Here is a 26,915-nt window from a genome sequence, read left to right on the forward strand (position 1 = left end):
CGCGCGGTGGCTCCGGGGCGCCGGGCCCGGACCGTCCGGGAGCACCGGAACGTGCCTGCGGGGGCGTGGCCGCGGCGTCCGTCGGGGAGGTGTGCGGGGTGGCTCCGGCCGAGCCGGCCGGAGGTGCGGCGGGGGGCGGGGAGGCCTCGGGTGCCCTGTGCTCCCCCGGGTGCGGGGACGTCGCAGCCCCGGCCGGTGAGGGGGGCCGCCCCTCGTCGGCGCCCGGCTGGGCGGACCCCCCGCCGTCGATCTCCACGTAGGGGCGGATCCGCAGCGGGTCGAAGTCCTCCGCTGCCGCCGCCTGGGTCGTGCGGGCGTCGCGGAGGGCCTCGGCGGCACGGTCGGTGCAGGCGCAGGCGGGCGTGTTGTCCCGCTGTCTGGGCGCGCCGCACTCCGGGCACGGGTGGCCGTTGGGCGGTTCCACGCGTTCCTCCCTCCCCTCGCGAACTCCAGAGATTATCCAGATCTTCTCCACAGTGCGGTCGAGGAGCCCCCGGAAGCGCAGCTTCCAAAAGGGCCCGGCGGGCCATAACGGGTCACAGCGGTCACGATGGAAAACGTCACAGCAGACGCGGGAGGTCGGATGGCCGAGGACGGGAACGCCACCACGCTGAAGCCGCAGGGCGCGGCTCCCCGGGAGCAGGTGTCCGGGAACGTCCTGGTCTCCATCGGAGCCCTGCTCCTCGGCATGCTGCTCGCCGCCCTCGACCAGACCATCGTGTCGACCGCGCTGCCCACGATCGTCAGCGATCTCGGCGGTCTGGATCACCTCTCCTGGGTGGTCACCGCGTATCTGCTGGCCGCGACCGCCGCGACCCCCTTGTGGGGCAAGCTCGGCGACCAGTACGGGCGCAAGCGGCTGTTCCAGACGGCGATCGTGATCTTCCTGGTCGGGTCCGCGCTGTGCGGCGCCGCGCAGGACATGGCCCAGCTGATCGCCTTCCGGGCCGTGCAGGGCCTCGGCGGCGGCGGGCTGATCGTGCTGTCGATGGCGATCGTCGGCGATCTGGTGTCGCCGCGTGAACGGGGCCGCTACCAGGGCCTGTTCGGTGCCGTGTTCGGCGCGACCAGTGTGCTCGGGCCGCTGCTCGGCGGGCTGTTCACCCAGCATCTGAGCTGGCGCTGGGTGTTCTACGTCAACCTGCCCGTCGGCGTCGTCGCGCTCGCCGTGATCGCCGCCGTCCTGCACATCCCGCGCACGGCGCGACGGCACGTCATCGACTACCTCGGCACCTTCCTCATCGCCGCCGTCGCCACCTGTCTGGTCCTGGTCGCCTCGCTCGGCGGGACGACCTGGGCCTGGGGGTCCTGGCAGATCGTCGGCCTGGCGGTCCTGGGCGTCGTCCTCGCCGTCGCCTTCGTGGCCGTCGAGCGGCGGGCCGCCGAACCCGTCCTGCCGCTCAAGCTGTTCCGCGTGCGGACCTTCACGCTCGCCGCCGTGATCAGTTTCGTCGTCGGGTTCGCCATGTTCGGTGCCATGACCTACCTGCCGACCTTCCTCCAGGTCGTGCAGGGCATCAGCCCGACCATGTCCGGTGTGCACATGCTGCCGATGGTGCTGGGCCTGCTGCTGGCCTCGACGGCCTCGGGGCAGATCGTCAGCCGCACCGGCCGCTGGAAGGTGTTCCCGATCGCCGGCACCGGCGTCACCACGCTCGGGCTGCTCCTGCTCCACCAGTTGGACGAGCACAGCTCCACCGCCGAGCTGAGCGGCTTCTTCTTCGTCTTCGGGCTCGGCCTCGGCCTGGTGATGCAGGTCCTCGTGCTCATCGTGCAGAACGCCGTCCCCTACGAGGACCTGGGCGTCGCCACCTCCGGCGCGACCTTCTTCCGCTCCATCGGCGCCTCGTTCGGCGTCGCCGTCTTCGGCACGGTGTTCGCCGGCCGCCTGGGGGAGCAGCTCACCGACGCCTTCCGCGGTGCCACGCTGCCGCCCGGCGTCTCGGTGGACGCACTGGAGGCCGACCCGCGCGGCATCGCCGCCCTGCCGCCCGGCCTGCGCCCGCCGGCCCTGCACGCCTACGCCGTCTCCATCACGGACGTCTTCCTGTACGCCGCCCCCGTCGCGCTCCTCGGTTTCGTGCTGGCCTGGTTCCTGAAGGAGGACCGGCTGCGCGGCTCGGTCACCGCGCCGGACGTCACCGAGACCCTGGCCAGCAACCCCGTCGAGCGGTCCTCGTACGACGAGGTCTGCCGGGCCCTTTCGGTGCTCGGCACCCGCGCGGGGCGGCGGGAGATCTACCGGAAGATCACCGCCCGGGCGGACTACGACCTGCTGCCCGCCACGAGCTGGCTGCTGCTGCGGATGCGGCGCCACGGCTCGGTGGAGCCGGGCGTGCTGGCCGACACCATGCCCGTGCCCCTGACCGTGATCATGGAGGCCGCCCGGCAGGCCGAGGAGCGCAGGCTCGCCGTGCGCCGGGGCGTCGACATGGTCCTGACCGGGCAGGGGCGCGAGGTCGCCGAACGGCTGGCCGAGGCCCGCGAGGAGTCCCTCGCCGAGCTGCTCGGCGACTGGTGGGGGCCGGACCGGCCGACCGACCTGGAGCGGCTCGTGCGCGAGCTGAACGGCGAACTGTGCGGGTCCCGGCGCGAGCGGCCGTACCGCACGCACTCCGCGCAGGAGAGGGTCTGAGGTCAGGCCAGGTCCTTGCTGAACCAGTGCTCCGCGTAGGGGTCGTCGTTGTGGCGTGCGGTCTCCCGGTACCCGAGGCGGGCGTAGAGGCCGCGGGCCTCTACGAGATCACTGCGGGTGTCGAGGATCATCCGGGTGGCACCGAGCGCACGGGCGGCCTCCTCGGCGGCCCCGACCAGGAGCGGGGCGCCGCCCCTGCCGCGCATCGGCTCGCGCAGGAACACCCGCTTGAGCTCGGCGGTCGAGCCGTCCACCAGCCGTACGCCCGCGCTGCCGGCCGGCTCGCCGCCGTACCGGGCGACGAGCAGCCGGCCGTCCGGCGGGGCGAGGTCGGCGCCCGGCTGGGCGGCGATCTCCCGCTCCAGCTCGGCCGGGTCGGTCCGGCGGCCCTCGTGCAGGAGGTACCAGCGGTCGCTGACCTCGGTGTAGTACGCCCGCCACAGAGCGGCGGCGACGGGGGAGTCGTACGGTTCCGGAGTCACGGTCCAGGTCATGAACCGCATTTTCCACAGGCGCCCCATCGGACCCGCAACCGAATAGTCCCGGCCACGCGGTTGCGCCCGGGCGCCGTTTGGACACCGGGTTTGGGGCAACCCGACGGACGAACCGGCTCGCGAGGAGAGCCGGTTGGGCCGAGAACCCGGAAGGCATTCATGTCCACTGGCCTGATCATTGCTCTGATCGTGATCGCGGCGGTCGTCATCATCGCGGCCGTCATGACCCTGCGCGCCCGCGGGCCTCGGCAGGGCCCGAGCCTGAAGCGGCGCTTCGGACCCGAGTACGACCGGGCCGTCGCCCGGCACGACGGTGACGCCAAAGCGGCCGAGCGTGAACTGACCGAGCGCGTACAGCGCCACGGCGAGCTGCGCGAGCGGCCGCTGGAGCCGGCGCAGCGCGAGCAGTACGAGGCGCGCTGGACGGCCGCCCAGGAGCGGTTCGTCGACTCGCCGCGCGATGCCGTCGCCGAGGCGGACCGGCTGCTCGCCGAACTCGCCGGTGCCCGGGGCTTCCCGGACGGCGGGCAGTACGAGGAACAGCTGTCCGCGCTGTCCGTGCACCACGCCCACCACGTGGACGGCTACCGGCGCGTGCACCGCGCCGCGCATCTGCGCGCGGAGGACGCCCGTGACGGCGGCCAGGGTACGGAAGACATGCGTGAGGCCATGGTGGCGGCCCGCGCCCTGTTCGAGGAGCTGGTGAAGCCGGCCCGCCACGACGGCGGCGGCCACACCGGCGGACGGCACGACAACGGCCGCGAGCGCGCCGCCCTGAACGGCGGCCGCAAGGCCCAGTCCCGCGGTGGGCACATGCCGTGGGCGATGAACCGACGTCAGGCGAAGGAGAGTTGAGGCAATGACCGACATGACCCGACCGCCCGGCGACCAGGCGCCGGACGCCCGCGGCGAGAGCGCCCTGGGCACCGGCCACCGCCCGGCCGCACCGGGCACCGACCGCCACGAGACGGCCCGGGGTCCGGAAACGGACCGCGGCACCGAGCGCGGCGTCGCGGCCGACCGCGGAACCCCGCACGGCACCGACGCGGACCGTGCCGTGGCGCACGGCACCGATCTGCCCGGCACGGAGCGGCCCGGCACTGAAGGCGCCGACAGGCTCGGCGCCGACCGGCACGACCCGGACCGGCACGGCACCGGAGCGCCCCGCGGCGACCACGGCACCGGCCCCGACAAGGTCGGCTCCGCCAAGAACCGGGCCCACCTCCTCGCCCACGAGGAGTCCGACAAGCTCGGCTCGCAGTTGCAGCACGCCGTCGCCGGGTTCGTCGACGGGCCCCGGGCCGCCGTCGAGGAGGCGGACCACGTGCTGGAGGAGATCGCGGCCCGCTTCACCGAGGCCGTGACCCAGCGCCGCCGCACCCTGCGCCACTCCTGGCAGTCCGTCGAGGGCGGCGAGGGCAGGTCCGTGTCCTCGGCCGACACCGAGCAGCTCCGGCTGGCCCTGAAGGACTACCGCGAGCTGGCCGAACGGCTGCTGCACGTGTGAGCCGGGGGAGATCCCCCGGTCACCGGTCCGCCCGGCGCTCCCGCCACTGCCGTACGACGTCCTCGACGTCGTACGGCTTCTTTCCCAGCGGGGGGCCGGGCGGCGGTTTGAACATCATGTCGCGGATCTTGGCGTTGACCTCGTCGACGATCTTCCGGGCGATCCGCTCCGAGGGGGCCGCGAGCGCGGCCTCCAGCGCGTCCTCCGCCTCCTTGCGCAGGGCCAGCGCCGGCGGCAGGACGGAGAAGCCCTCGCGGGCCATCTTCCGCTTGACCCACCACAGTTCGTCGTAGGTGCTCTCGATCTCGCGGGGGAGCGGTTCGCCCGCGCCCGGCAGCCGGTCGAACTCCCCGCGCGTCTCCGCGTCACGGATCTGCTTGTCGACCCAGGACTCGAAGTCGACGCCTGGCGGCTTTCGCTCGGTCATGAGGCCATTGTGCCGGACACCGCGTGGCCGGGCGTTTTATCATGCGGCGGGCCAAGAACCTGTCTGGCCCACCGGGACGTCTCAGAAGGAGCGCACGTGCTCGAACTCACCATGGCCACCGTTGCGGAGGCGGAGGCGGGCGCCACGGCCGGCATGCTCATGGCCGATGCGCCGAGCGAGCCGGGCGCGGTGCTGCGGGTGGGCCGCGACAAGTCCGTGTGCCGGCTGAGCACGCCGGACGACTGGCTGTTCGTCTCCCGCGTCCACCTGGAGTTCCTGTGCGGGCCGGAGGGGACCTGGCAGGTCACCTGGCTGCGCGGCTCCCAGCCCGATCCGTCCTCCGAAGTGCGGCTGACGATGGGCGAGTACGTGCAGCCCCTGGCCTACGGCGGCACCGTCCCGCTGCCCAGGGGCGGCAGCGGCGAGATCATCGTCCAGGACCGCACCGCCCCGCGCAGCGTCAACGTGGGCTTCTACCACGAGGTGTGACGGCGGCGCCTCACGCCAGCACGCGGGCCAGCGCGAACCCGTCGTAGCCCTTCATCCCCACCGTCTGGATCGCGGTGCCGCTCAGTCTCGGGTGGGCGGCGATCAGTTCGATCGCGGTGCGCGTGCCCGTCACGTCCGGGGCGGTGCTGTCCGCGTCGATGACCCGGCCGCCCCGTACGACGTTGTCGAGGACGATCAGGCTGCCCGTGCTGGTGAGCCTGATCGCCCACTCCACGTAGTGCGGGTTGTTGGCCTTGTCGGCGTCGATGAAGACCAGGTCGAACGGGGGCGGGTTCTCGTCGGCCAGCTTGGGCAGCGACTCCAGGGCCGGGCCGACCCGCACCTCGACGAGCTTGTCCAGGCCGGCGCGGGCGATGTTGCGGACGGCGACCTCGGCGTGCCGCGGGTCGTGCTCCAGGGAGACCAGGCGCCCGTCGGCGGGCAGGGCGCGGCCCAGCCAGATGGTGCTGTAGCCGCCGAGCGTGCCGATCTCCAGGATGTGGCGGGCGCCCTGGATCTGCGCGAGGAGCTGGAGCAGCTTGCCCTGGTTGCCCGCGACGTTGATGTGCGGAAGCCCGGCGGCGTCGCTGTCGCGCAGGGCGGCCGCCAGGGCTTCGTCGTCCGGGGCGAGGTGGGCGGTGAAGTAGGCGTCGACCTCGTCCCAGACGTGCGACTCGCTCATGCACCTCTACCTTTCGTCGGCATAGTTAGCATCCCTAACTACTGGCGCTGACGAAGATAGTTGGTACGCGGGTCGCTGTCAGCGGGTTATCACTCGGCGTGTCGACCCGCCACCGAGGGCGCCGAGCCGGGCAGCGGGCGTCCCGCCGACTCCGCCATGCGCCACACGGCGAAACCGCCGATCACGGCCGCGGCCATCATGTAGTAAGCGGGCATCATCATGTTCCCGGTGGCGCCGATCAGGGCCGTGACCACCAGCGGGGTCGTGCCGCCGAACAGGGACACCGAGACGTTGAAGCCGATGGACAGCGAGCCGTAGCGGACCTTGGTCGGGAACAGCGCCGGGAGTGCCGAGGGCATCGCCGCCGTGAAGCAGACCAGCAGCAGGCCGAGGGCGCCCATGCCGAGGGCGACGGCGAGCAGGCTGCCCTCGCGGATCAGCAGCAGTGCCGGGACGGACAGCAGCAGGAAGCCCGCGCAGCCGGTGGCGATCACGGGGCGGCGGCCCACGCGGTCGGTCAGGGCGCCGACGAACGGCTGGGCGATCATCATCACGGCCATCACGCCGAGGACGACCAGCAGGCCGTGCGTCTCGTCGTAGTGGAGCTGACCGGTCAGGTAGCTCGGCATGTACGACAGCAGCATGTAGTCGGTGACGTTGAAGACCAGCACCAGGCCGACGCAGAGCAGCAGCGCGCGCCACTGGCCGGCTACCATCTCGCGCAGCGGCGTCTTCGGGCGGTTGTTCTCGGCCTTCTCCGCCTCGGCCGCGAAGGCCGGCGTCTCTTCCAGGCGCAGCCGCAGGTAGAGGCCGATGATGCCCATCGGACCCGCGATCAGGAACGGGATGCGCCAGCCCCAGGAGGTCAGGTCGTCGGCGGAGAGCAGGGCGGTCATGATCGTGACCAAGCCCGCGCCGGCGATGTAGCCGGCGAGCGTGCCGAACTCCAGCCAGCTGCCGAGGAAGCCGCGCCGCTTGTCGGGGGCGTACTCGGCGATGAACGTCGATGCGCCCGCGTACTCACCGCCGGTGGAGAAGCCCTGCACGAGGCGGGCCACCAGCAGCAGGACCGGCGCGCCGACGCCGATCGTCGCGTACGACGGGATCAGGCCGATCGCGAAGGTGCCCGCCGCCATCATGATCATGGTCAGGGCGAGGACCTTCTGGCGGCCGACGCGGTCGCCGAGCGGGCCGAAGACCATGCCGCCGAGCGGGCGGACCAGGAAGGCCGCGGCGAAGGCGCCGAACGTCGACAGCAGCTGGGCGGTGGGGTTGCCCGAGGGGAAGAAGACCTTGCCCAGCGTGACCGCGATGTAGCTGTAGACGCCGAAGTCGAACCACTCCATCGCGTTGCCCAGCGCGGCCGCCTTCACGGCGCGCCTGACGAGCGCGGGGTCGGTGACGGTGGGGTCGGGGGCCTTCGCCCTGCCGGACTTCACGAGGGACGCGGGGGCGACGACTGAGGCAGTCGACAAGACTCGCTCGCCTACCTTTCGACGGGGACAGGGACGCGGTCCCGCGCGGCGGCGCTGTCGTACGGGCCGAAAAAGCGACGATAGGCGAATTTGCTCCGCTTACGGGCGGTACGCCTTTCGTTGCACACTGCACGTAAATCGTGGCTGTGCTGCTGCTTCTGCCCGGCAGAAAGCGGTTCACGGCCGATCTTCATGTGATCCATATCGCGTCCACGGCGGCTGCGCGCGCCACCCGCGCGCGGTCGCGACCGACCGCGTCTTCTTCTCCGGAACCGCTCATTCCCCATAGGGTTCGCAGGAGGAATTCCCATATTCAGGACATGTGGGATGAACTGGCGCGAGAGGCCGACGAGGCGTGGCGAATGCGGATCACGGCGGACGACCGGCGGAAGGCTTCGGAGCGACGGCCACCGGTGGGGCTCACACACGCCTGCGCGCCGCCCGCCTCGGACTGTGGCTGATCGCCGCCGTCCTCGCCGCCCGGCAGCTGGCCGTGGTCCTCGCCACCCCGCGCGGCGAGCGGCTGACCGACCTGGAGACCTGGGTCGGGCCGGGCGGCGTCCTGCACGTGAACGGCTCGCTCTACGCCTCGACCCGCTTCACCGGCACACCCTTCGGCGGACTCGTCCTGAAGCCGCTCACCCGTTCGGCCGAACAGGCCCTCGGCTGGGGCTGGACCTTCGGCACGCTGCTGCTCGTCGTCGCCCTCGGCCTGATCGCCGCCCGCGCCCTGCCCCCGCCGGTCGGCCGCCGCACGGCACTGCTGGCCGCGCCGGTCGCCGTCAGCCTGCTGATGCTGTCCCTGCCCGTCCGCAACACCCTGTGGCTCGGCCAGACCAGCATCATCCCGGTCCTGCTCGTCCTGCTCGGCTGCTTCGCCGCCCGCGGCCAGCGCACCAGCGGCCTGCTCATCGGCGTCGCGGCGGCGCTCCAGCCCACCCTGCTGCTGTTCACGCCCCTGCTGTGGTGCACCGGCCGCCGACGCGCCGCGCTCGCCACCGGCGTCACCTTCGCCGCCTGCACCGGCCTCGCCTGGGCGGCGATGCCGCACGACTCCCACCGCTACTGGGTGCACCACATGGCCGGCGTCGGCCTCGGCGGCCCGGCCGACGGCGTCACCAACCAGTCCCTGCACGGCGCCCTCCTCCGGCTCGGCCTGACCGGCCCCCTGGAGGTCGCGATCCTCCTGACGCTCGGCGCGGCCGTCGCCGTCCTGGCCCTGCGCCGGGCCGTGCGCTGCTTCCGCGACGGTCAGTTGCTGCTCGCCGTCGCCATCACCGGCTGCGCCGCGATCGTCGTCTCGCCGACGGCCTGGCAGCACCAGTTGCTGTGGGTGCTGCTCACGGTCGCCGGCCGGGTCGGCGGACGCGCCTGCGACCGGTACGTGTGGCCGGTCACCGTCGTCGTGGTCATGACCCTGCCGGCCACGATGATCCTGCCGAACATGACGTTCCTGAACCCCGTGCGGGACAACGTCGTCCTGCTGACCGCGCTGGCCGCCGCCACCGCCGTGCCGTTCCTGTCCCGCACCGCGCCGGCCTGGCGGTCGCCGCTGCCGACCGCCCACGCTCCCGCGGTCCCGGGCCGCTTCCGGCACGTGCCGCTGCTGCCGTTTCTGCGCCGCGCCCTCACCCGGCCCCACCTTCTCCTGGAGCTGCTCCTCCTGCGCGTCACCTACGCCGCCTACTCCCAGGTCCGGCTCGCGGCCACCGGCGGCAGCAACGCGGCCGGGCGCGCCGAGGCCGAGGAGCACGGCATGCAGATCCACGACCTGGAGCGCACCCTGCGGCTGGACGTCGAGCACTGGGTCAACCACACCGTCGTCGGGATCGGCTGGCTGCGGGAGTTCCTCGACCAGTACTACACGTCGTTCCACTTCGCCGTCCCGCTGGCCGTCCTCGCGGTCCTCTACTGGCGCCGCCCCGGCGACTACCGCTGGGCCCGCTCCGCACTGGGTTTCGCCACCCTGCTCGCCCTGGTCGGCTTCTGGCTCTACCCGCTGGCCCCACCTCGTCTCATGCCGACGCTCGGGTTCATCGACACCGTGCACGGCGTCCAGGACTTCTCCCGGCCCGACTACGGCACGCTCACCGCCCTCACCAACCAGTACGCGGCCATGCCGTCGCTGCACTTCGGCTGGGCGCTGTGGTGCGGGGTCGTGATCGCCGTCCTGGCGTCACGGTGGTGGATGAAGGCGCTGGGCCTGCTGCATCCGCTGCTCACCGGGGTCTCGATCGTGGCGACCGGCAACCACTGGGTGCTGGACGCGGCGGGGGGAGCGGTGGTGGTGGCGGCGGGGTTCGGACTCACCTGCGCACTGTCCGGCCCCCGGGCCGCCACCGCAGCGGCGGCCGAGGGGGAACCCGTGCCGGACCGAAAGGCCGTACGCGGGTGACTGGTTGACGGCGCAATCGGCCCGAGATGCAGCCCGGGTGAGGGCCGCGCACGATGAGAAGGAAGAGCACCCTCTCTGGAGGTGATCGGGATGCGACGTGTCCTCACCGCCGTAGCAGCGCTGGCACTTCCCCTTTCCCTCGCGGCAGCACCGGCCGCGGCTTCGGCGACCGACACGGTCGAACGGGCCCGGGTCGTGGACCACTTGAATCGTCCAGCAGCCCTCGTGGCCCAGGGGCCGGACGACGTCTGCGACTTCACCATCAACCGACCGAACCTCCGTCTGGGGTCATCCGGAGCGGTGGTCCAGCAGGCCCAGTGCTACCTGAACCAGGCGATCGACGCCGGTCTGGACGTGGACGGGGACTTCGGTCGACTGACGCAGTCCGCGACCAGGGCCTTCCAGCAGTGCGCCGGCATCGTCGTCGACGGTCGCATCGGAGCGCAGACCTGGTCCTTCCTCTCCTTCTGGGCCAACGCGCCGGATGCTCCCTTCTGTTAGCGGGCCGCGCACTCGAACCACACCGTCTTCCCGCCCCCGGACCGCAGCGACACGCCCCACTTGTCGGCCATCGCGTCGAGCAGGAGCAGCCCACGGCCGCCCTCGGCCTCGGCGTCCAGCCCCTCCGGTGTGCACGGCAGTTCATCGCTGCCGTCCGTGACCTCCACCCGTACGCCCGTGCGCTGCCGCAGCAACAGCAGCGCGCAGCGGCGGTCCGGGACGTGCCGTACGACGTTGGCGAGCAGTTCGGTCACGCCCAGCTCCACGGCGTCCGACAGCTCGGGCATGTGCCACTCCTCAAGGAAGGAGTGGACGATACGGCGGATGTGCCGGGGGGCGTGCGAGCCGACGGTGAGGCGCATCGCGTACCGGGCGGGAATGTATTCGTTCACGGGACGAGGCTGACGCGCGATGACTACCCTCGGCTACGGAACGGATACAACCGGTTCCTTTGTGGGCCGCGTTGCGTGAGAGGGGCTTCTGCCGTGACCCACATCAACGCCCTTGACCCGGGTGCGTCGCCGCTCGACTACTACGGCTTCGAGCTGCGGAGGCACAGGGAGGCCGCCGGGCTGACGCAGCGGCAGTTGGGGGACATCCTCAACTACACCGGCTCCCTGGTGGGCCAGATCGAGACGGCCAGGAAGCTTCCGACGCCGGAGTTCAGCGAACGGGCGGATGCGGCGCTGGGGACGGACGGTATGTTCTCCCGCCTCGTCGAGTTGGTGTTGCGGAGCCGGCTCCCGGCGTGGTTCCAGCAGGTGGCGGAGCTGGAGGGGCGGGCTTTGGAAATCTGCACCTTCCAGATGGGCATGCTGCACGGCCTGCTCCAGACCGACGCGTATGTGCGGGCCACTCTCGGTGCGCTGGATCGAACCGACCTCGACGACCGCACCGCCGTTCGCCTCGCCCGGCAGCGCATCTTCGAGAAGAGCGAGCCGCCGGTCTTCTGGATGGTGCTCAGCGAGGCCGCCCTGTACCAGGAGATCGGCGGACCCGCGATCATGCGGGGCCAACTGGAGCGCCTGTTGAGCTTCGACAGCAACCCCCGGATCAACGTCCAGGTGCTGCCGTTTTCGGCCGGAGCGCACGCGGGACTGACCGGCTCGTTCACCCTCTTCCGCTTCCTGAGCGACCCGGCCATCGTCTACACCGAGGGCTATGGCAGCGGGCATCCGACGGCGAACCCGAACACCGTCAGGGATTGCTCGCTCCGTTACGATCATCTACAGGCCGCCGCGCTCTCCCTCAGGGATTCGGCGGGGCTGATCCGGCGAGTGATGGAGGAACGCTATGGCGAGCATCGCGATTCCGGCGGGGACTCAGTGGCGTAAGTCCAGCTACAGCAGCGATCAAGGCGGCGAATGCGTCGAATGCGCGCCGATCGGGGCCCCGGGCTGGCGTAAGTCGACGTACAGCGGTGACCAAGGCGGTGATTGTGTAGAGGTCGCAGAAACCTCCGCCACCATCGCCATACGCGACTCAAAGACCCCGGCGGGACCGGTCCTCACCCTCGATCCCGCCGCGTTCACCACGTTCGTCAACTGGACGTCTACAACCGCTGAATGATCGTGCCGGTGGCCAAGCCGCCGCCCGCGCACATGGTGATCAGCGCGAACTCCTTGTCCGCGCGCTCCAGTTCGTGAAGTGCCGTCGTGATGAGCCGGGCCCCGGTCGCTCCCACCGGGTGCCCGAGCGCGATGGCGCCGCCGTTGACGTTCACCTTCGACAGGTCCTGGTCGAAGACCCGCGCCCAGCTCAGCACCACGGACGCGAACGCCTCGTTGATCTCCACGAGGTCGATGTCCTTCAACGACATCCCGGCCTTGCCCAGTACGGCGTTGGTCGCGTCGATCGGGCCGTCGAGATGGAAGTGGGGGTCGGACCCCACGAGCGCCTGGGCCACGATCCGCGCCCGGGGCCTCAGCTTCAGCGCCCGCGTCATCCGCTTCGACGCCCACATGACCGCCGACGCCCCGTCGGAGATCTGCGAGGAGTTGCCGGCCGTGTGCACCGCCGTCGGCATGATCGGCTTCAGCGAGGCCAGACCCTCCGCTGTCGTGTCGCGCAGGCCCTCGTCCCGGTCGACCAGGCGCCACATGCCCTGCCCGGCGTGCTGCTCCTCCTCGGTCGTGGGGACCTGGACGGCGAAGGTCTCCCGTTTGAACCGCTCCTCCGCCCAGGCGTGGGCGGCCCGTTCCTGCGAGGCGAGACCCAGCGCGTCGACGTCCTCGCGGGTCAGACCCCGGTGCCGGGCGATCCGCTCGGCCGCCTCGAACTGGTTCGGCAGATCCACGTTCCACTCGTCGGGGAACGGCTTGCCCGGCCCGTGCTTCGAGCCCGACCCCAGCGGCACCCGCGACATCGACTCCACCCCGCACGAGATGCCGACGTCGATCACGCCCGCCGCGACCATGTTGGCCACCATGTGCGAGGCCTGCTGGGACGACCCGCACTGCGCGTCGACGGTCGTCGCGGCCGTCTCGTAGGGGAGCCCCATGGTCAGCCAGGCCGTGCGCGCGGGGTTCATGGACTGCTCGCCGGCGTGGGTGACCGTACCGCCGACGATCTGCTCGACGCAGTCGGCGGGGATGCCGGTCCGGCCGAGGAGTTCGCGATAGGTCTCGCCGAGGAGGTAGGCGGGGTGCAGGTTGGCGAGCGCGCCGCCGCGCTTGCCGATGGGGGTGCGTACGGCTTCGACGATCACGGGTTCGGCAGCCATGGGTGCGGGTCCTCTCCGGGAGGCTCAGCGGAACTAGTACGCGTTCTAGTTCTGTGCACAGTGTGCTGAGGGCCGTTCGGTGACCGCAATAGTCGTGCGGGCAATTGGCGGGGCCGTGCCTCTTGCTACTTGTAGAACCCGTTACTACCGTCACCGCAACTCCGCACAGCTGATGGGCCGTCAGACCGATAAGTCGGTACGAGTGGTGGGAGCCGCCCATGCCCTGTCCCGCGCTGCCCGAGGGGTTCGACTTCACCGACCCCGACCTGCTGCACCACCGCGTGCCCCTGCCGGAGTTCGCCGAGCTGCGCCGGGCCGAACCGGTCTGCTGGGTGGCGCAGCGGGCCGGTCTCGCCGGCTTCCAGGACGAGGGCTACTGGGCCGTCACCCGGCACGCCGACGTCAAGTACGTCTCCACCCACCCCGAGTTGTTCTCGTCGTCCCTCAACACGGCGATCATCCGCTTCAACGAGCACATCGAGCGCGACTCCATCGACGCACAGCGGTTGATCCTGCTGAACATGGACCCGCCGGAGCACACCCGGGTCCGGCAGATCGTGCAGCGCGGGTTCACGCCCCGGGCGATCCGGGCGCTGGAGGACCGGCTGCGGGCCCGGGCCCACTCCATCGTCGCCTCCGCCCGCGCGCACACCGGGCCGTTCGACTTCGTCACCCAGGTCGCCTGCGAACTGCCCCTCCAGGCGATCGCCGAGCTGATGGGCGTCCCGCAGGAGGACCGGGACAAGATCTTCGACTGGTCCAACAAGATGATCGCGTACGACGATCCCGAGTACGCCATCACCGAGGAGGTCGGCGCCGAGTCGGCCACGGAGATCATCGCCTACGCGATGAACATGGCCGCCGACCGCAAGCAGTGCCCGGCCCACGACATCGTCACGCAGCTCGTCGCGGCGGAGGACGAGGGCAACCTCAGCTCCGACGAGTTCGGATTCTTCGTGCTGATGCTGGCCGTCGCGGGCAACGAGACCACCCGCAACGCCATCACCCACGGCATGCACGCCTTCCTCACCCACCCGGAACAGTGGGAGCTGTACAAGAGCGACCGCCCTCAGACGGCGGCCGAGGAGATCGTGCGCTGGGCGACCCCGGTCGCCGCCTTCCAGCGCACGGCCACCCAGGACACCGAACTCGGCGGCAAGCGCATCCGCCGGGGCGACCGGCTGGGCCTGTTCTACGCCTCGGCCAACCACGATCCCGAGGTCTTCGACGACCCGGACACCTTCGACGTCACCCGCGACCCCAACCCGCACCTCGGCTTCGGCGGCGGCGGACCGCACTACTGCCTGGGCAAGTCCCTCGCCGTGCTGGAGATCAATCTCATCTTCAACGCGATCGCCGACGCCATGCCCGGGCTGAGGCTCGTCGGGGACCCGCGCCGGCTGCGGTCGGCGTGGATCAACGGTGTGAAGGAACTCCCGGTGAGCACCGGCTGACGGTGAACCCCGCCGGTGGGACGGAGGTCACAGCGGCGTTCTCGCCGCGCACGTCCACGGGAGCCGGGAGATCAGCCAGCCGTCACCCAGGGGGGCTCCGTCGGCAGTGAGCAGGATTCCCGAACGCGCCCGCACGGCGTCCGTCAGCGCCGCGCCGCGCGGTGCGTGATCCTCGGACACGGCCTGCGCGAGTGCCGTGAGAGCGGCTCTGGCGCGGCGTACCGCGCACGTCTGGGGGTGGATGGCCCACACCTCACGGCCCGATGCCGCCTGGCGCAGGTGAGCGAACGAGACCAGCCCGCAGTCCGTCGGCATGAGGACGGGACCCGTGCCCCGCAGGAAACGCGCGAACCGGTCCTGCGGCGCCAGCACCGCCAGCGCGCCGCCGGGGCCCGGCGCGAGCCCCACCCTGTCGGCCTCCTCGACGACCGCGCGCCCGAGCGCGCGCCAGCGGGGTTCCTCGTCCGGGGCGACGGCGAGCGCGCTCACGCCGAGAGCCGTCGCCGCCTCGACGATCCTGCGGGCCAGTGCGTCCCCGTCCGGTGCCCAGCTCAGCGCGGGCGCCCCGGCTCTGACGAAGGGAAGCAGACAGGGGAGCCGGGCGGCTCGGTACACCGGCAGGGCCCTGCGGGCGTCCTCCGTGTCGCTGTGGCCGACGACGGCCGCGTGTCCGGCGCAGGCCACGGTCCGGGCGACCTCCGGCGCCTCGTCGTAGACGTGCCACTCGGCGGCGTCCGGGCGGGCCCTGCGGATCCGTTCCAGCTGGTCGAGGAGAGCCGCTCCCCAGTCCGTGCGCGGCCCGGTCAGCGGCGCGACGACGGCGATGCTCGGTCTGGCCACCCGGTCAGCCCCAGATCAGTGAGTCGCCGCTGGTCACGACGGCCCGGGTCTCGGTGGCGGTCGCCGCGGCGCTCTGCACGCCACCGAGGACGAGGGCGGCGGCGAGAAGCGCGAACAGGCCACGGAGCAGCTGGGAAGCGGACATGAAGGTCCCCCTGGGTGATCGTCGCTCGACGGGCGTCGAGTCGCTGGTCGGTCGCCGCGTGGTCGGCGGCGCCCGCTGGGCGATCATCATGGTCCGGCGGAACCGTCCGCGGCCATCCGGAGGAAGGTCCGGCACCGGCCATGTCCAGGTGCGGACGGCGTGCGGGAGCACGGTGGGCAGCCGACCGTCGCCCGCCCGTTCAGCCAGCCACGGCGGTCCGAATGGCGGACCACCGCTTTCCCGCTGCGGGGGACCCTTCCTAAGATCCCCGAGGGAGCGCTTCACGGGGGACAGCGCTCATCACTCAGTAGGGGGACCCATTCCGGTGGACGTGCGTGCCCGAGCCCAGGAGCTCTACCGCCTCGCTCTCGACAACGCGGAGTGGAACCCGCAGACCCTCACCGAACACCGCGGCTGGAGCGGGAGCGAGCTCGCCGGCGCGCTCCAACTGCTCGGCGAACTCGGCCTGTTGGTGCCGTCGTCGGGTCACCGCAACGGCTGGACGGCGCTCGCCCCGGACACCGCACTGCGCAAGCTGCTTCTCGACGAGGAACAGCACACGGACGCCCTGCTGAGCGCCGTCCGGCAGACCCGCTCCGCGCTCGCCCAGGTGTTGGCGGACTTCCAGCCGGTGCACGCCCGGGAGTTGGCCTCCGTCCAGATGGAGGTGGTCAATGGTATGGCCAATGTCTCCGCGGTTCTGGAGGACGCCTCGCGGCGGGCGGAGGAGGAAGTGCTGTCCCTGCACCCCGGTCGACCGCTGCCCGCGGAGATGGTGGAGGCGGGGCTCGAACGCGACCGGCTCGTGCTGGGCCGCGGCGTGAGGATGCGGACGATCCATCTGCGCTCGGCGGCCTCCGCCCCCCACATGACGGCGTATCTGCGGAGGCTGAACGGCGCGGGCGCCCAGGTCCGCACCGCGCACACCCTGCCCATGCGGCTCATCGTGGTGGACGGCTCGCTGGCGATCGTGCCGGCGTCCCGGACCGCGGACGGGGAGATCGCCGCCATCGTGCTGCGCGGCGAGACGCTGGCCGGGGTGTTCCGGGGAATCTTCCAGCACAGCTGGGAAAGCGCCACTGTGCTGACCGAGTCGGCGACCGACAGCCCCGAGGGCGACTGGCACCCGACCGGCCGCCACCGTGAGCTGGTGCGGATGCTCGGGGGCGGACTCACCGACGAGGCGATGGCCCGCAAGCTCGGGGTCTCCGAGCGCACGGTCCGCCGCCTCGTCTCCGAACTGACCGAACGGCTAGGAACGGCCAGCCGGTTCCAGGCCGGTGTCTGCGCCGTCCGGCTCGGCTGGCTCGACGACTGACGTCTGCCGCGGGGCGGCCGCGCTGCGGCCCCACGCCGTGCCCGCGAGCACGAGGAGCGCGCCCAGCAGCCCCACCCAGCCCGGCCGGTCCCCCGCGAGGGTGACCCCCACGACGGCGGCCCACACCGGCTCGGTACCCAGCAGCAGGCTGACCCGGGAGGGCGAGGTACGGCGTACGGCCCACATCTGCACGAAGAACGCGAACAGGGTGCAGAACACCGACAGATAGAGCAGCCAGAGCCAGTCCCCGGCGTCCAGATCCGCCGCGGCGGCCCACGTGGTGCTGCCGGTGCCGGGCAGCGTGGACAGCACCGCGAACACCGCGACCGCGCTGCCCAGTTGCACCGTGGTCATCGACATCGAGTCCGCGCCCTGCACCGACCGCATGCGTGACATCGCCAGCACGTGCACGGTACGGGCCACGGCCGCGCCCAGCATCAGCAGATCACCGAGGGACGGCGCGGTGAACCCGGCGCCCTGCGTGAGGAGCAGAACACCCAGCACCGAGAGACCCGCCGCCGCCAGGAACGACCCGGAGGGCCGCCTGCCCGTGATCCGGCTCTCCGCGAGCGGCGTGAAGATCATGGTGAGGCTGATGATGAGCCCGGCGTTGGTCGCCGAGGTGTGCACGACGCCGTACGTCTCCAACAGGAAGATCCCGGACAGGATCAGCCCGAGGACCCCGGCCCCGCGCAGCTGCGCCCCGTCCAGCGCCCTGAGCTTGCGCCACCCGGTGCCGACCAGGACCGGCAGCACCACACCGAACCGCAGGACGAGCACGGCCAGCACGGTCTGCGCCGTGGTGACCTCCTTGGCGGCGAGATAACTGGAGCCCCACACCACCGCCACCAGCAGGACGGGAAGATCGGTCAGCCAGGCGCGGCGGGCCGCTTTGACGGTCATGGGGGCTCCTAGGGCAGCGGACGGTGGAGACCGGAGGGGTGGAGGTGGCTCAGCGCGCCGTGTAGGCGATCACCAGCACGTCGCGGTGGGCGGCGCGTTCGGGGTCCACCGGGCGCACCGGGGTCACCGAGTGCAGCGTGCGGCGGTCGTCGCCCAGCAGCAGGTCACCGGGCTCGGACAGGGTAGCTGTGATCAGGTGTTCGCCGGCGTCGGTGTAGACGGCGCTCTCACCGCCGGTGACGTTGTCGCGGCCGATGAGCAGCGAGGTGATGAAGGTGACACCGTCTCGGTGCCGTCCTTCGGGCGCGGGCTGCCCCTGCTGGTCGGCGGAGGCGCTGATGCGGTACGGGTGCAGTTTCACGTTCCATGAGGCCGTGCCGTCGACGTCGGTGAAGATCCGGCCGAGTTCGACGATGACGGACCGCAGGAGCGGGTCACCGGTGAAGGACTCCGTCAGCGGGTCGAAGACGCGCTCGATGCCGCCGTTGAGCGGATTGATGTCCGACTCCTGACGGTACGGCGCGTGCGGCAGCAGGGTGAGGGCGCCCGCGGCCGGGTCGAGCTCGAACTGGCCGTAGCGGCGGTACCGGTACGTGCCCCCGTCGGCCATGTACGTGTCGAGGGTGAGCTCGTCCCAGTGGGCGGCGAATCGCGCCCAGTCGGCGGTGCCGGCACCGGCGAGCGCGGAGAGCTGCGCCGAGGGCATCAGATGACCGCCGTGCCCGGCAAGGGCCTTGACGGCGTCATCGGCGGCGGGGTGGCGGGTTGCGGCAGTGGTCATGGCGTACTCCGTGGGTGAGACCGCGGGTGAGGTCCGCGGGTGGGATCCGCGGGTGGGATCCGCGAATGAAGGAGGAGAGGGCGAGAAGGGGGGCGCGCAGGGTCGGTCAGACGGTGACGAGGGCCGGGGCGGCCGCCGGGGCGAACGGCGCCGACTCCGCGCTGATCGACCGCTCCTCCCACGCCTCCCGGTCGCGCAGATACAGCGGCTCTCCGACGGTGATGGAGCGCGTGTCGGCACCACCGCTGCGCAGCCGCCAGGTCACGGCCCCGGTGGTGCGGGCGGCGCAGGCATCGATGAACACCTGTGCGGCGAGCCGCAGTTCGCCGAACCAGCGGCCTTCGAGGGCCTCGCGTGTCCAGACCTGCTCCAGATGCCGCTTCTCGCGGATGAGTTCGGCGTCCAGGCAGGCGCTCTCGATGTGCCGGTAGCCGCTGAGCAGGAGCCATGCGGCGGGCATCTCCCGGATCTCGAGGACCTTCTCACCGTGGTCGAGGTGCTCCAGGCCGGAGTAACGGCCGAGTCCGTACGCGCCGACCCTCCGGTTGAGGCGCTCGATCAGCCGGGTCAGAGGCAGCGGCTCTCCGTCGAGAGCGACGGGCACTCCCTGCTCGAAGGTGACGGTGAGGGTGTCGGTGTCGCCGGGGAGGGCGGTCGGCCGGCTCCAGGTGTACATCTCCTCGGGGACCTCGTGGAGCTCGGGGTCGTCGAGGATGCCCGACTCGAACTCGCGGCACCACAGGTTGGAATCGCCGCTGACGATCCGCCCGGCGAGCAGATCGATACCGGCGTCGCGCAGCTCGGCCAGCTTGTCGTCGCGCGTGACGGGATCGAGGTCGTAGGGGCTGCCGAACACGCCCTCGTAACCGAGCAGCGTCAGCGCACCGTTGAGGCGGCGCAGGGTGTTCTGGGAGCGGTTGGCGGTGTGCAGCACGGCCTGCGCGCCGAGCGCACGGGCCAATGCGACCGCGCTGTGCGCGATCAGCGGACGGCTCAGCGTGGAGCTGACGGGATGGATCCCGAGGTACACGGCCTGGGCGGCGATCGCGGGAGCGACGTACTGCTCGGCGAACTCGGCCCGGCGGTGGAGGATGTGGATCGTCGCGCCGAGCGCCTCGGCGATCTGGCGTTTGTAGCCGCTCGACTCGTCCTCGCCGATGTCCACGCTCACGGCGTGCACCTCGCGGATGCCCATCCGCCGCAGCCGCAGCAGCAGATACGAACTGTCGAGCCCGCCGCTGAACAGCGTCACGACGGGGAGGTCCGGGTCCAGGGAGTCGAGCTGCGAGAAGGAACGTATGAGCGGGGAACGCATGGCCTCTCCAACCTCTGCACTGGTCACAGGCAAGGAGACTTCCGTGCGGACCCCCGGCCCGACAATGCGTCCCGGCAGTCCGCGCCCGGCCATGACCGGACCCGGACGCGGATCTCGACGCCGGTCACGGGCGAGCCGCCCCTCAAGATCACCCCATGGGAAAGGCGGCGGCCCAGGGGATCAGAGGCCGCCGCCTTCGCTCCACGGGAACAGCTCCTGCGGCGGCCCGCAAAGCTCCCTGTTTCTACGCGTGGCCGTATGCGGGACGAGGGTTCCGGCAGTGACCTGGTGCGGTCTCCACGATCTCGCTTCGTACGTGACCCGGGTCATGTGGGGCGTTTCACTGCCGGGGCGCCTCGAACGTGACCGGCGCCTCGAAGGCCGCCCGTCGCGTGGCCCGGCGCAGCGCCCTGAGGACCGCGGGCCCCACGACGAGGGTCAGCACGACCGTGACGAGGGCACGGCCCAGATCCCAGCCGAGCGACGTGGCGACGCAGTACGCGACGAAACGGGCCAGGTTCTCGGCGACCGGCGCCTGCGGGTCGAAGGCCACGTTCGAGGCGAGAGCGCCCATGAAAGGCCAGCCCGCCATGTTCATCACCGTGCCGTAGGCGAACGCGGCGAGGAAGCCGTAGCCGGCGAGCATCACGAGTTCGGTCCGCCCGCGCAGCCGGTCCGGGCCCGGCAGCAGGCCCGCGCCCATCGCGAACCAGCCCATCGCCAGCATCTGGAACGGCAGCCACGGCCCGACCCCGCCGGTGAGCAGCGCCGACGCGAACATGGTCACCGAGCCGAGGACGAACCCGAAGCCCGGGCCGAGCACCCGGCCGCTCAGCACCATCAGGAAGAACATCGGCTCGATACCGGCGGTGCCGGCCCCGATCGGCCGCAGGGCCGCCCCCGTGGCGGCCAGCACGCCGAGCATCGCGACCGCCTTCGGGCCGAGCCCGGACTCCGAGATCGCCGCGGCCACGACCGCCACCAGCAGCACCAGCAGGCCCGCGAACAGCCAGGGCGCGTCCTGTGCGTGCGCGCTGAGCCGCGACGTGGGCGGGGCGAGGAAGGGCCAGCCGAAGCCGGCGACGCCCACCGCGCTGACCAGGGCCAGGGCGGTGAGGGAGCGAGGGCCGAGGCGGACGGCCCGGGCCTGGCGCTGAGCGGGCCCGCGGGTGGAAGTCCGGAGGCTCATCGGCCGGTCTCCCGGAGGGCCGCGCGGACCTCGGTGACCGTGAGCCAGTGCTGGGGAGCGAGGATCTTGGTGACCTGCGGGGCGAACGACGGCGAGGAGACCACGACATCGGCCGTCGGGCCGTCCGCGATCACCTCGCCCTCGGCCAGCAGCACCACCCGGTGGGCGAGCTCCGCCGCGAGCTCCACGTCGTGCGTGGCCAGGACGATGGCGTGCCCCTCGGCGGCCAGCGCGCGCAGCACCGTGACCAGCCGGGCCTTCGCCGCGTAGTCCAGGCCCCGGGTCGGCTCGTCCAGCAGGAGCAGCGGGGGCCGGGCGGTCAGCACGACGGCCAGGGCGAGCGCGAGCCGCTGCCCTTCGGAGAGGTCACGGGGGTGGGTTTCGTCGGCGACGCCGGGCAGCAGCTCGGTGACCAGGGCCCGGCAGGTGCCCGGGTTCGCGCCGGCGTCCCGGTCGGCCGCCGCGCACTCGGCGGCGACGGTGTCGGCGTAGAGCAGGTCCCGCGGCTCCTGGGGGACCAGGCCGACCTTGCGGACGAGGTCCTTCGGTGCGGTGCGGTGGGGGGTGGCTTCGCCGATGCGGACGGTTCCGGAGCTGGGCTTCACGAGGCCGACCAGGGCGTTGAGGAGGGTCGATTTCCCGGCGCCGTTGCGGCCCATGAGGGCGATGGTCTCGCCGGGGGTGATGGTGAGGTCGATGTGGTGCAGGGCTTGGATGCGGCCGCGGAGTACGGAGAGGGAGCGTACTTCGCCTATGGGGGTGGGAGGTGCGGAGTGTGGGCGGGTGCGGGCCGAATGTGGTTGATCGCGCAGTTCCCCGCGCCCCTGGAGAGGGGCGTTCTCCAGCTGTTGCTTCAGATGTCCCGCCCTGCGCCGGGCGTCGCGGACCGTCAGGGGAAGGGGGGTCCAGCCCGCCAGACGGCCCAGGGCCACCACCGGCGGGTGCACCGGGGACACGGCCATCACCTCGGCCGGATCGCCCAGCACCGGGGAGGCGCCCGGGGCGGGCAGGAGGACGACCTGGTCGGCGTACTGGATGACGCGTTCCAGGCGGTGTTCGGCCAGGAGGACCGTGGTGCCGAGGTCGTGCACGAGCCGCTGGAGCACGGCCAGCACCTCCTCCGCTGCCGCCGGGTCCAGCGCGGAGGTCGGCTCGTCGAGGACGAGGACGCCCGGGTGCGGGGTGAGGACCGAGCCGATCGCGACGCGCTGCTGCTGGCCGCCGGAGAGCGTGGCGATGGGCCGGTCGCGCAGGGTGGCCAGGCCCAGCAGGTCCAGGGTCTCCTCGACGCGGCGGCGCATCACGTCCGGGGCCACGCCCAGCGACTCCATGCCGTAGGCGAGTTCGTCCTCGACGGTGTCCGTGACGAAGTGGGAGAGCGGATCCTGGCCGACCGTCCCCACGACATCGGCCAGTTCGCGCGGTTTGTGGGTGCGGGTGTCGCGGCCGGCGACCGTGACCCGGCCGTGCAGGGTCCCGCCCGTGAAGTGCGGGACGAGTCCGCTCACCGCGCCCAGGACGGTGGACTTGCCGACGCCGGAGGGGCCCGCCAACAGGACGAGTTCGCCTTCCGGAACCTCGAAGTCGATGCCCCTGACGGTGGGTTCGGTGGCCCCGTCGTAGGTCACGGAGACATCCTCGAAGCGGATCACGACAGCTCCTTGGGGTCGGGGGCGGCGAACGCGGGCAGCAGGCCGAGCAGTACGGCCGCGGCCGGCCAGAGGGGGAGGGCGGGAGCGACCAGCGGGACCACGCCGGGGTGGAGGGACGCGGGGTCACGGGCCGCGGCGAGGGCGAGCAGGGCCGCCACCGCGACGCCGGAGGCGACGACCAGCCAGGCGCGCACGTCCCAGCGGTCCGGGCGGTAGCGGGTGCGCAGGGACCGGCGGCCGCCGAGCTTGAGGCCCGCGAGGGCGGCGGCGAGACCCGCGAGGAGGACGGGCAGACCATAAGCGGCGCCTTCGGCCGTGAGGAGGCCGTACGTTCCCGCGCAGACGCCGAGCAGACCGCCGAGGGTGAGGGCGGCGGTGGTACGGCGCACCGCGGGCGGGACCTGTGCGGTACGGCCGTAGCCGCGGGCGTCCATCGCGGCGGCCAGGGCGACGGAACGCTCCAGTGCACCCTCCAGGACCGGGAGCCCCACGTGCAGCAGGCCCCTGATGCCTTGGTCAGGGCGCCCGCGCAGACGGCGTGCGGCGCGCAGCCGCTGGACGTCGGCGATGAGGCTCGGGGCGAAGGTGAGGGCGACGACGACCGAGACGCCCATCTCGTACAGGGCGCCCGGGAGGGACTTGAGGAGACGGGAGGGGTTCGCGAGGGCGTTCGCGGCGCCCACGCAGATGAGGAGCGTGGCCAGCCGCAGACCGTCGTACAGCGCGAAGGTGAGGGCCTCCGCGGTGACCTCGCCGCCGAGGCGGATGCCCTGGGCCCAGGCGGGGAGGGGGAGTTCGGGCAGTGTGAGGAGGGTGTGCGTGCCCGGGACGGGAGAGCCGAGGACGATCGCGAAGACGAGGCGGATCAGGATCACCGCGAGGGCGAGTTTGACGAAGGCGCCGTAGGAGCGGGACCAGGGAGTGTCGGGACGGCGGGTCGCCACGACGTAGGCGGAGACCGAGATGAGGAGCGCGAGGAGCAGGGGGTTGGTGGTGCGGGTGGCGGCGGTGCCGAGCGCCAGTGCCCAGAGCCACCAGGCGCCGGGGTGCAGCTGAGCCCGGCCCCGACGCCGAAGACCGCTATCCACGCCGCCGTACCTGCCAGACCGCCGCGCCGCCCAGGACCACCACCACGGCGATGCCGCCGATCAGGCCCAGGGACGGCCCGTCGTCCGAGGGGGAGTTCCGCTCCGCGGCCGGCTTCTGCTCCCGCTGCTTCTGGGAGACCTGTTCGCCGCAGCCCTTCCGCGGATAGCCCGAGATCGCGCAGAGCAGGGCGTCGGTGTCGTAGCGCAGCGGCTTGGCCACTGCCGCCAGGGCCTCGGCCGTCGTCGCGTCGGGGGAGACGCGGGCGCAGGCCGTGCGGGCGGCGGGCGGGGATTCGCCCCCGGGGGCGTCCGACGGTGTGCCGAAGTCGATGACCAGGGCCACCCGCTTCCTGCCGTCCTGTGCGGGTGTCCTCGCGCAGATCGTCGCGAAGTCGGCCGTGCCGCGCGGCCGGACCGCGCTCGCGGAGTCCTCGCTCACCGCGAAGCGGAAGCCCTGGACGTCGCCGTCCGAGGGGTGGGCCAGGGACGGGCCCCGGGTGGCGTAGACCCAGCGGCCGGCATCGCGCTCCCAGAACGACCAGTACCGGTAACCGGCGGCCTGGGCCTGGCCCGCGCCCGCGCACAGCAGGAGCAGGGTCAGGAGGAGGAGAACGGCCCGGCGGATCACAGCTGCTGCTTCTTGCGGCCGGTGAAGAGGAACCCGATGCCGATGCCGGCGACCAGGCAGACGCCGACGTACCACCAGACCCCGAAGAAGCCCGAGCCGGAGTCCTCCTTCTCGTCCGCGGCCCCGGACGTGGTCTTCCCGGCGGACTGCGGGGCCGGGCCCGTCGCGCCCAGCTGCCTGACGAGGTCCGCGCCGCCGAAGTCACGCGGGTTCGTGCCCGTCGCGTGGGCGGCGAAGATCAGCTGCGCGTAGGCGGCCGGACCGCTCTGGGCGGCCCAGGACGCGGAGTTCTTCTCCAGCCACCGCACGGACTTCTCCGCCTGCGCGGTGTTCCCCTGCGCGGCGAGCGCGACGACCGCGTCGGCGGTGTTGCCGAAGTCGGGCTGGGGCTCGGCACCGGCCAGGGCCGACATGAGGTGGTTGCCGTCCTTGGCGAGGGCGGCGGTGAGGTAGCCCGCGCCGTTCGCCGCCGCCTGCCGCGGCGTCGCGGCCTTCTCGCAGGTCGCGTCGGACTTCTTGCCGGCCTTCTTGCCGGGCTCGACGACCATGCCCTTGCCCATCGCCCCGAGCACGCCGGCGGCCGTGGCGTCCGCGTTGGCGGCGAGCTCGCCCTTCTTGTCCGGCTGGAACGCGAAGGCGCCGTCGCCGTCCCCGCCGCAGGGCAGGGCGAGCTTCAGCAGCGCGTCGTAGGGGGACTTGCCGTCCTTGACGACCTGGTCCGGCTTCTCGCCCGCGGCGGCGAGCGCGCCCACGACGACCGACGTCGAGTTGGTGTCGCTGGCCCCGCCGGGCGCGTAACCCCAGCCGCCGTCCTCGTTCTGCACGGCCTTCAGCCAGCCGACGGCCTTGCGGGCGGTGTCGTCGTGCCCGCCGAGCGCGGTGAGGGCCTGCACGGCGGCGGACGTGGCGTTGGTGTCGAGCAGGGTCCTGGCGTCGCACGCGGTGGTGGGGTCGGGGCGGTAGGCGGCGAAGGAGCCGTCCGCGCACTGCTGGCGGACCAGCCACTGCACGGACTTCGCCGCCGGCTTCACCCCCGCGGTGTCCTGCGCGAGCAGCGCGAGCGACTGGCGCCAGACTCCGTCGTACGTCGGGTCCTTGTCGCCGTAGAGGGCGGACGGGAGCGCCTGGGAGGGCGACGGGGACGGAGCGGCGGCGGCCGGGGTTGCGGCGCCGATCACGGCGACGGCGGCCAGGACCGCGGCGCTGCGGCGGACGTTCATGATCGGCGGGTGCCTCTCCCTGTGGGGGAGCCGGGCAGCACGGGACACCCCGGCGGCTCGGCTCCGCATACCTCGACGGTGCCGTGCACCGGCGGTCTGCCGGACACGTGAGCCGGTCACGAACCGTATGGGGCGATCCGGCTCACCGCCTCGGCGGCGGTTCACGACAGGGGCCTCCCCTGCTCGAGCGAAGTCGAGAACTTGGGGAAGGGTCAGCGCCGGAATTGCACCGGCTTCCCCCCGTACGGTGTGATGACGACCCGCTTACTGTACCCGCACGTAGGAAACCGGCCGAAGGGGCCGGGTGGGGGCTCGGTCACGTGCGGGCGGAGCGGTGAGGGCGCCGCGATGCGGGGTAGCTTCGCTTCATGCCGATCACGCCGGGACAGCTGCTCGGAGCCGGGCGCCGGGCCGACGTGTTCGAGATCGACGCGGCGTGGGTGCTGCGCCGGGAGCGGGGTGGTGGGGGCGACGCGGTGGCCGAGGGCGCCGTGATGGAGCACCTGCGCGCCCACGGTTATCCCGTTCCCCGGGTCCGGCCCTCCGGTTCGCGCACCGACCTCGTGATGGAGCGGCTCTCCGGCCCGACCATGCTCCAGGCCTGCCTGGCGGGCACCCTCAACCCGGCCGAGGCGGGTTCGATCCTGGCCCGGCTGCTGCGCGACCTGCACGCCGTCCCCGCCCTGCGTGCCACCGACCCGGCCGTCCGTGTCCTGCACCTGGACCTGCACCCCGAGAACGTGATCATCACGCCCGACGGCCCCCGCGTCATCGACTGGTCGGACGCGGAGGAGGGCGACCCGGGCCTGGACTGGGCGGCGACCGCGGTGGTCCTCGCGCAGGCCGCCGTCGCCGGTGACGCCCTCTCCGCACCCGCGGACACCATGCTGACCGCCCTCCTCGCCGGCCCGTCCCCGCTCACCCGCACGGCCCTGACCGAGGCCCTGCGCCGCCGGGGAGCCAACCCGACGATGGGCCGGGCGGAAGTCGAACTCCTCGACGCCGCAGCCGAGTTGATCCTCTCCAGGGCGCAGACCGGCTAACGTGGGGCTCCC

The 26,915-nt window shown here is 72.3% G+C and carries 27 protein-coding genes and 1 pseudogene; 11 read left to right on the forward strand and 17 right to left on the reverse strand.

The window, feature by feature from the left end; all coding sequences use genetic code 11:
• Nucleotides 1-424: pseudogene (locus GTY56_RS40685) on the reverse strand (peptidoglycan-binding domain-containing protein); the annotation flags it as partial.
• A 159-nt stretch (nucleotides 425-583) separates the two neighbouring features.
• On the opposite strand from GTY56_RS40685, the gene GTY56_RS20945 reads away from it, so the two are divergent.
• Nucleotides 584-2,635: an MDR family MFS transporter gene (locus GTY56_RS20945; RefSeq protein ID WP_161366892.1), complete on the forward strand. Its 2,052-nt coding sequence runs from the start codon at nucleotides 584-586 to the stop codon at nucleotides 2,633-2,635.
• Between the two features lie 2 nt (nucleotides 2,636-2,637).
• Here GTY56_RS20945 and GTY56_RS20950 read toward each other — a convergent pair whose 3' ends face one another.
• Entirely contained in the window at nucleotides 2,638-3,129 is a 492-nt protein-coding gene (locus GTY56_RS20950; RefSeq protein ID WP_161366893.1) for a GNAT family N-acetyltransferase, read from the reverse strand.
• Between the two features lie 159 nt (nucleotides 3,130-3,288).
• On the opposite strand from GTY56_RS20950, the gene GTY56_RS20955 reads away from it, so the two are divergent.
• A complete protein-coding gene (locus tag GTY56_RS20955) occupies nucleotides 3,289-3,984 on the forward strand; it encodes a hypothetical protein (RefSeq protein WP_161366894.1) in 696 nt (231 codons plus the stop codon).
• Between the two features lie 4 nt (nucleotides 3,985-3,988).
• Complete coding sequence (locus tag GTY56_RS20960; RefSeq protein ID WP_161366895.1) at nucleotides 3,989-4,636, forward strand: hypothetical protein; 648 nt, start codon at nucleotides 3,989-3,991, stop codon at nucleotides 4,634-4,636.
• A 19-nt stretch (nucleotides 4,637-4,655) separates the two neighbouring features.
• On the opposite strand, the gene GTY56_RS20965 is transcribed toward GTY56_RS20960, so the two are convergent.
• A complete protein-coding gene (locus tag GTY56_RS20965; protein ID WP_161366896.1) occupies nucleotides 4,656-5,063 on the reverse strand; it encodes a DnaJ family domain-containing protein in 408 nt (135 codons plus the stop codon).
• A gap of 96 nt (nucleotides 5,064-5,159) precedes the next feature.
• Here GTY56_RS20965 and GTY56_RS20970 point away from each other — a divergent pair, with 96 nt between their 5' ends.
• Nucleotides 5,160-5,552, forward strand: a complete 393-nt coding sequence (locus GTY56_RS20970) for an FHA domain-containing protein (RefSeq protein WP_033306085.1) — start codon at nucleotides 5,160-5,162, stop codon at nucleotides 5,550-5,552.
• Between the two features lie 10 nt (nucleotides 5,553-5,562).
• On the opposite strand, the gene GTY56_RS20975 is transcribed toward GTY56_RS20970, so the two are convergent.
• Nucleotides 5,563-6,234, reverse strand: a complete 672-nt coding sequence (locus GTY56_RS20975) for an O-methyltransferase (protein ID WP_161366897.1) — start codon at nucleotides 6,232-6,234, stop codon at nucleotides 5,563-5,565.
• Nucleotides 6,235-6,323: 89 nt separating this feature from the next.
• A complete protein-coding gene (gene proP, locus GTY56_RS20980) occupies nucleotides 6,324-7,709 on the reverse strand; it encodes a glycine betaine/L-proline transporter ProP (protein WP_161366898.1) in 1,386 nt (461 codons plus the stop codon).
• Nucleotides 7,710-8,064: 355 nt separating this feature from the next.
• Here proP and GTY56_RS20985 point away from each other — a divergent pair, with 355 nt between their 5' ends.
• Both GTY56_RS20985 and GTY56_RS20990 read left to right on the forward strand, forming a co-directional pair.
• Complete coding sequence (locus tag GTY56_RS20985) at nucleotides 8,065-10,104, forward strand: phosphatase PAP2 family protein (RefSeq protein WP_161366899.1); 2,040 nt, start codon at nucleotides 8,065-8,067, stop codon at nucleotides 10,102-10,104.
• A 90-nt stretch (nucleotides 10,105-10,194) separates the two neighbouring features.
• Nucleotides 10,195-10,605, forward strand: a complete 411-nt coding sequence (locus GTY56_RS20990; protein WP_161366900.1) for a peptidoglycan-binding domain-containing protein — start codon at nucleotides 10,195-10,197, stop codon at nucleotides 10,603-10,605.
• On the opposite strand, the gene GTY56_RS20995 is transcribed toward GTY56_RS20990, so the two are convergent.
• A complete protein-coding gene (locus GTY56_RS20995; RefSeq protein ID WP_346345530.1) occupies nucleotides 10,602-10,997 on the reverse strand; it encodes an ATP-binding protein in 396 nt (131 codons plus the stop codon). The two genes, GTY56_RS20990 and GTY56_RS20995, sit on opposite strands and share 4 nt — an antisense overlap.
• Before the next feature lie 93 nt (nucleotides 10,998-11,090).
• Between GTY56_RS20995 and GTY56_RS21000 the strand changes: the two genes are divergently transcribed.
• Both GTY56_RS21000 and GTY56_RS21005 read left to right on the forward strand, forming a co-directional pair.
• The gene (locus GTY56_RS21000; protein ID WP_161366901.1) at nucleotides 11,091-11,939 is read left to right on the forward strand and encodes a Scr1 family TA system antitoxin-like transcriptional regulator; all 849 of its coding nucleotides are present in this window, start codon (nucleotides 11,091-11,093) and stop codon (nucleotides 11,937-11,939) included.
• Complete coding sequence (locus GTY56_RS21005) at nucleotides 11,899-12,174, forward strand: DUF397 domain-containing protein (RefSeq protein WP_161366902.1); 276 nt, start codon at nucleotides 11,899-11,901, stop codon at nucleotides 12,172-12,174. The genes GTY56_RS21000 and GTY56_RS21005 overlap by 41 nt, the downstream gene beginning before the upstream one ends.
• Here the strand turns inward: GTY56_RS21005 and GTY56_RS21010 are convergent.
• Nucleotides 12,158-13,327, reverse strand: coding sequence for a steroid 3-ketoacyl-CoA thiolase (locus GTY56_RS21010; protein WP_161366903.1), 1,170 nt, complete (start codon nucleotides 13,325-13,327; stop codon nucleotides 12,158-12,160). The two genes, GTY56_RS21005 and GTY56_RS21010, sit on opposite strands and share 17 nt — an antisense overlap.
• Nucleotides 13,328-13,545: 218 nt before the next feature.
• On the opposite strand from GTY56_RS21010, the gene GTY56_RS21015 reads away from it, so the two are divergent.
• Nucleotides 13,546-14,781: a cytochrome P450 gene (locus GTY56_RS21015; protein WP_161366904.1), complete on the forward strand. Its 1,236-nt coding sequence runs from the start codon at nucleotides 13,546-13,548 to the stop codon at nucleotides 14,779-14,781.
• Between the two features lie 27 nt (nucleotides 14,782-14,808).
• Here GTY56_RS21015 and GTY56_RS21020 read toward each other — a convergent pair whose 3' ends face one another.
• Nucleotides 14,809-15,621 (reverse strand): hypothetical protein, encoded by an 813-nt coding sequence (locus tag GTY56_RS21020; RefSeq protein WP_161366905.1) that lies wholly within the window; start codon nucleotides 15,619-15,621, stop codon nucleotides 14,809-14,811.
• 4 nt (nucleotides 15,622-15,625) lie between these two features.
• Nucleotides 15,626-15,766, reverse strand: coding sequence for a hypothetical protein (locus GTY56_RS21025; protein WP_161366906.1), 141 nt, complete (start codon nucleotides 15,764-15,766; stop codon nucleotides 15,626-15,628).
• Between the two features lie 325 nt (nucleotides 15,767-16,091).
• Between GTY56_RS21025 and GTY56_RS41365 the strand changes: the two genes are divergently transcribed.
• Nucleotides 16,092-17,084 carry a LuxR C-terminal-related transcriptional regulator gene (locus tag GTY56_RS41365; RefSeq protein ID WP_161366907.1) on the forward strand — a complete coding sequence of 331 codons (993 nt, stop codon included), beginning with the start codon at nucleotides 16,092-16,094 and terminating at the stop codon, nucleotides 17,082-17,084.
• Here the strand turns inward: GTY56_RS41365 and GTY56_RS21035 are convergent.
• The 8 genes from GTY56_RS21035 to GTY56_RS21070 all read right to left on the reverse strand — a co-directional run bounded on the left by GTY56_RS21035 (nucleotide 17,019) and on the right by GTY56_RS21070 (nucleotide 25,860).
• Complete coding sequence (locus GTY56_RS21035; protein ID WP_161366908.1) at nucleotides 17,019-17,987, reverse strand: DMT family transporter; 969 nt, start codon at nucleotides 17,985-17,987, stop codon at nucleotides 17,019-17,021. The genes GTY56_RS41365 and GTY56_RS21035 overlap by 66 nt on opposite strands.
• Nucleotides 17,988-18,036: 49 nt before the next feature.
• The gene (locus GTY56_RS21040) at nucleotides 18,037-18,768 is read right to left on the reverse strand and encodes a 2OG-Fe dioxygenase family protein (protein ID WP_161366909.1); all 732 of its coding nucleotides are present in this window, start codon (nucleotides 18,766-18,768) and stop codon (nucleotides 18,037-18,039) included.
• A 106-nt stretch (nucleotides 18,769-18,874) separates the two neighbouring features.
• The gene (locus tag GTY56_RS21045) at nucleotides 18,875-20,083 is read right to left on the reverse strand and encodes an argininosuccinate synthase-related protein (RefSeq protein ID WP_161366910.1); all 1,209 of its coding nucleotides are present in this window, start codon (nucleotides 20,081-20,083) and stop codon (nucleotides 18,875-18,877) included.
• A gap of 340 nt (nucleotides 20,084-20,423) precedes the next feature.
• Nucleotides 20,424-21,272, reverse strand: coding sequence for an ECF transporter S component (locus GTY56_RS21050; RefSeq protein ID WP_161366911.1), 849 nt, complete (start codon nucleotides 21,270-21,272; stop codon nucleotides 20,424-20,426).
• Nucleotides 21,269-22,924, reverse strand: coding sequence for an ATP-binding cassette domain-containing protein (locus GTY56_RS21055; RefSeq protein WP_161366912.1), 1,656 nt, complete (start codon nucleotides 22,922-22,924; stop codon nucleotides 21,269-21,271). Before GTY56_RS21055 ends, GTY56_RS21050 begins: the two co-directional genes overlap by 4 nt.
• Nucleotides 22,921-24,012 (reverse strand): CbiQ family ECF transporter T component, encoded by a 1,092-nt coding sequence (locus GTY56_RS21060; protein ID WP_161366913.1) that lies wholly within the window; start codon nucleotides 24,010-24,012, stop codon nucleotides 22,921-22,923. Before GTY56_RS21060 ends, GTY56_RS21055 begins: the two co-directional genes overlap by 4 nt.
• Nucleotides 24,005-24,640 (reverse strand): SCO2322 family protein, encoded by a 636-nt coding sequence (locus GTY56_RS21065; protein ID WP_161366914.1) that lies wholly within the window; start codon nucleotides 24,638-24,640, stop codon nucleotides 24,005-24,007. The genes GTY56_RS21060 and GTY56_RS21065 overlap by 8 nt, the downstream gene beginning before the upstream one ends.
• Entirely contained in the window at nucleotides 24,637-25,860 is a 1,224-nt protein-coding gene (locus GTY56_RS21070) for an SCO2321 family membrane protein (RefSeq protein WP_161366915.1), read from the reverse strand. Before GTY56_RS21070 ends, GTY56_RS21065 begins: the two co-directional genes overlap by 4 nt.
• A gap of 368 nt (nucleotides 25,861-26,228) precedes the next feature.
• Between GTY56_RS21070 and GTY56_RS21075 the strand changes: the two genes are divergently transcribed.
• Complete coding sequence (locus GTY56_RS21075) at nucleotides 26,229-26,903, forward strand: phosphotransferase (RefSeq protein ID WP_202510517.1); 675 nt, start codon at nucleotides 26,229-26,231, stop codon at nucleotides 26,901-26,903.
• Nucleotides 26,904-26,915 lie beyond the last annotated feature (12 nt).

This window comes from Streptomyces sp. SID5643 (assembly GCF_009872555.1).
GTDB lineage: Bacteria > Actinomycetota > Actinomycetes > Streptomycetales > Streptomycetaceae > Streptomyces > Streptomyces iakyrus.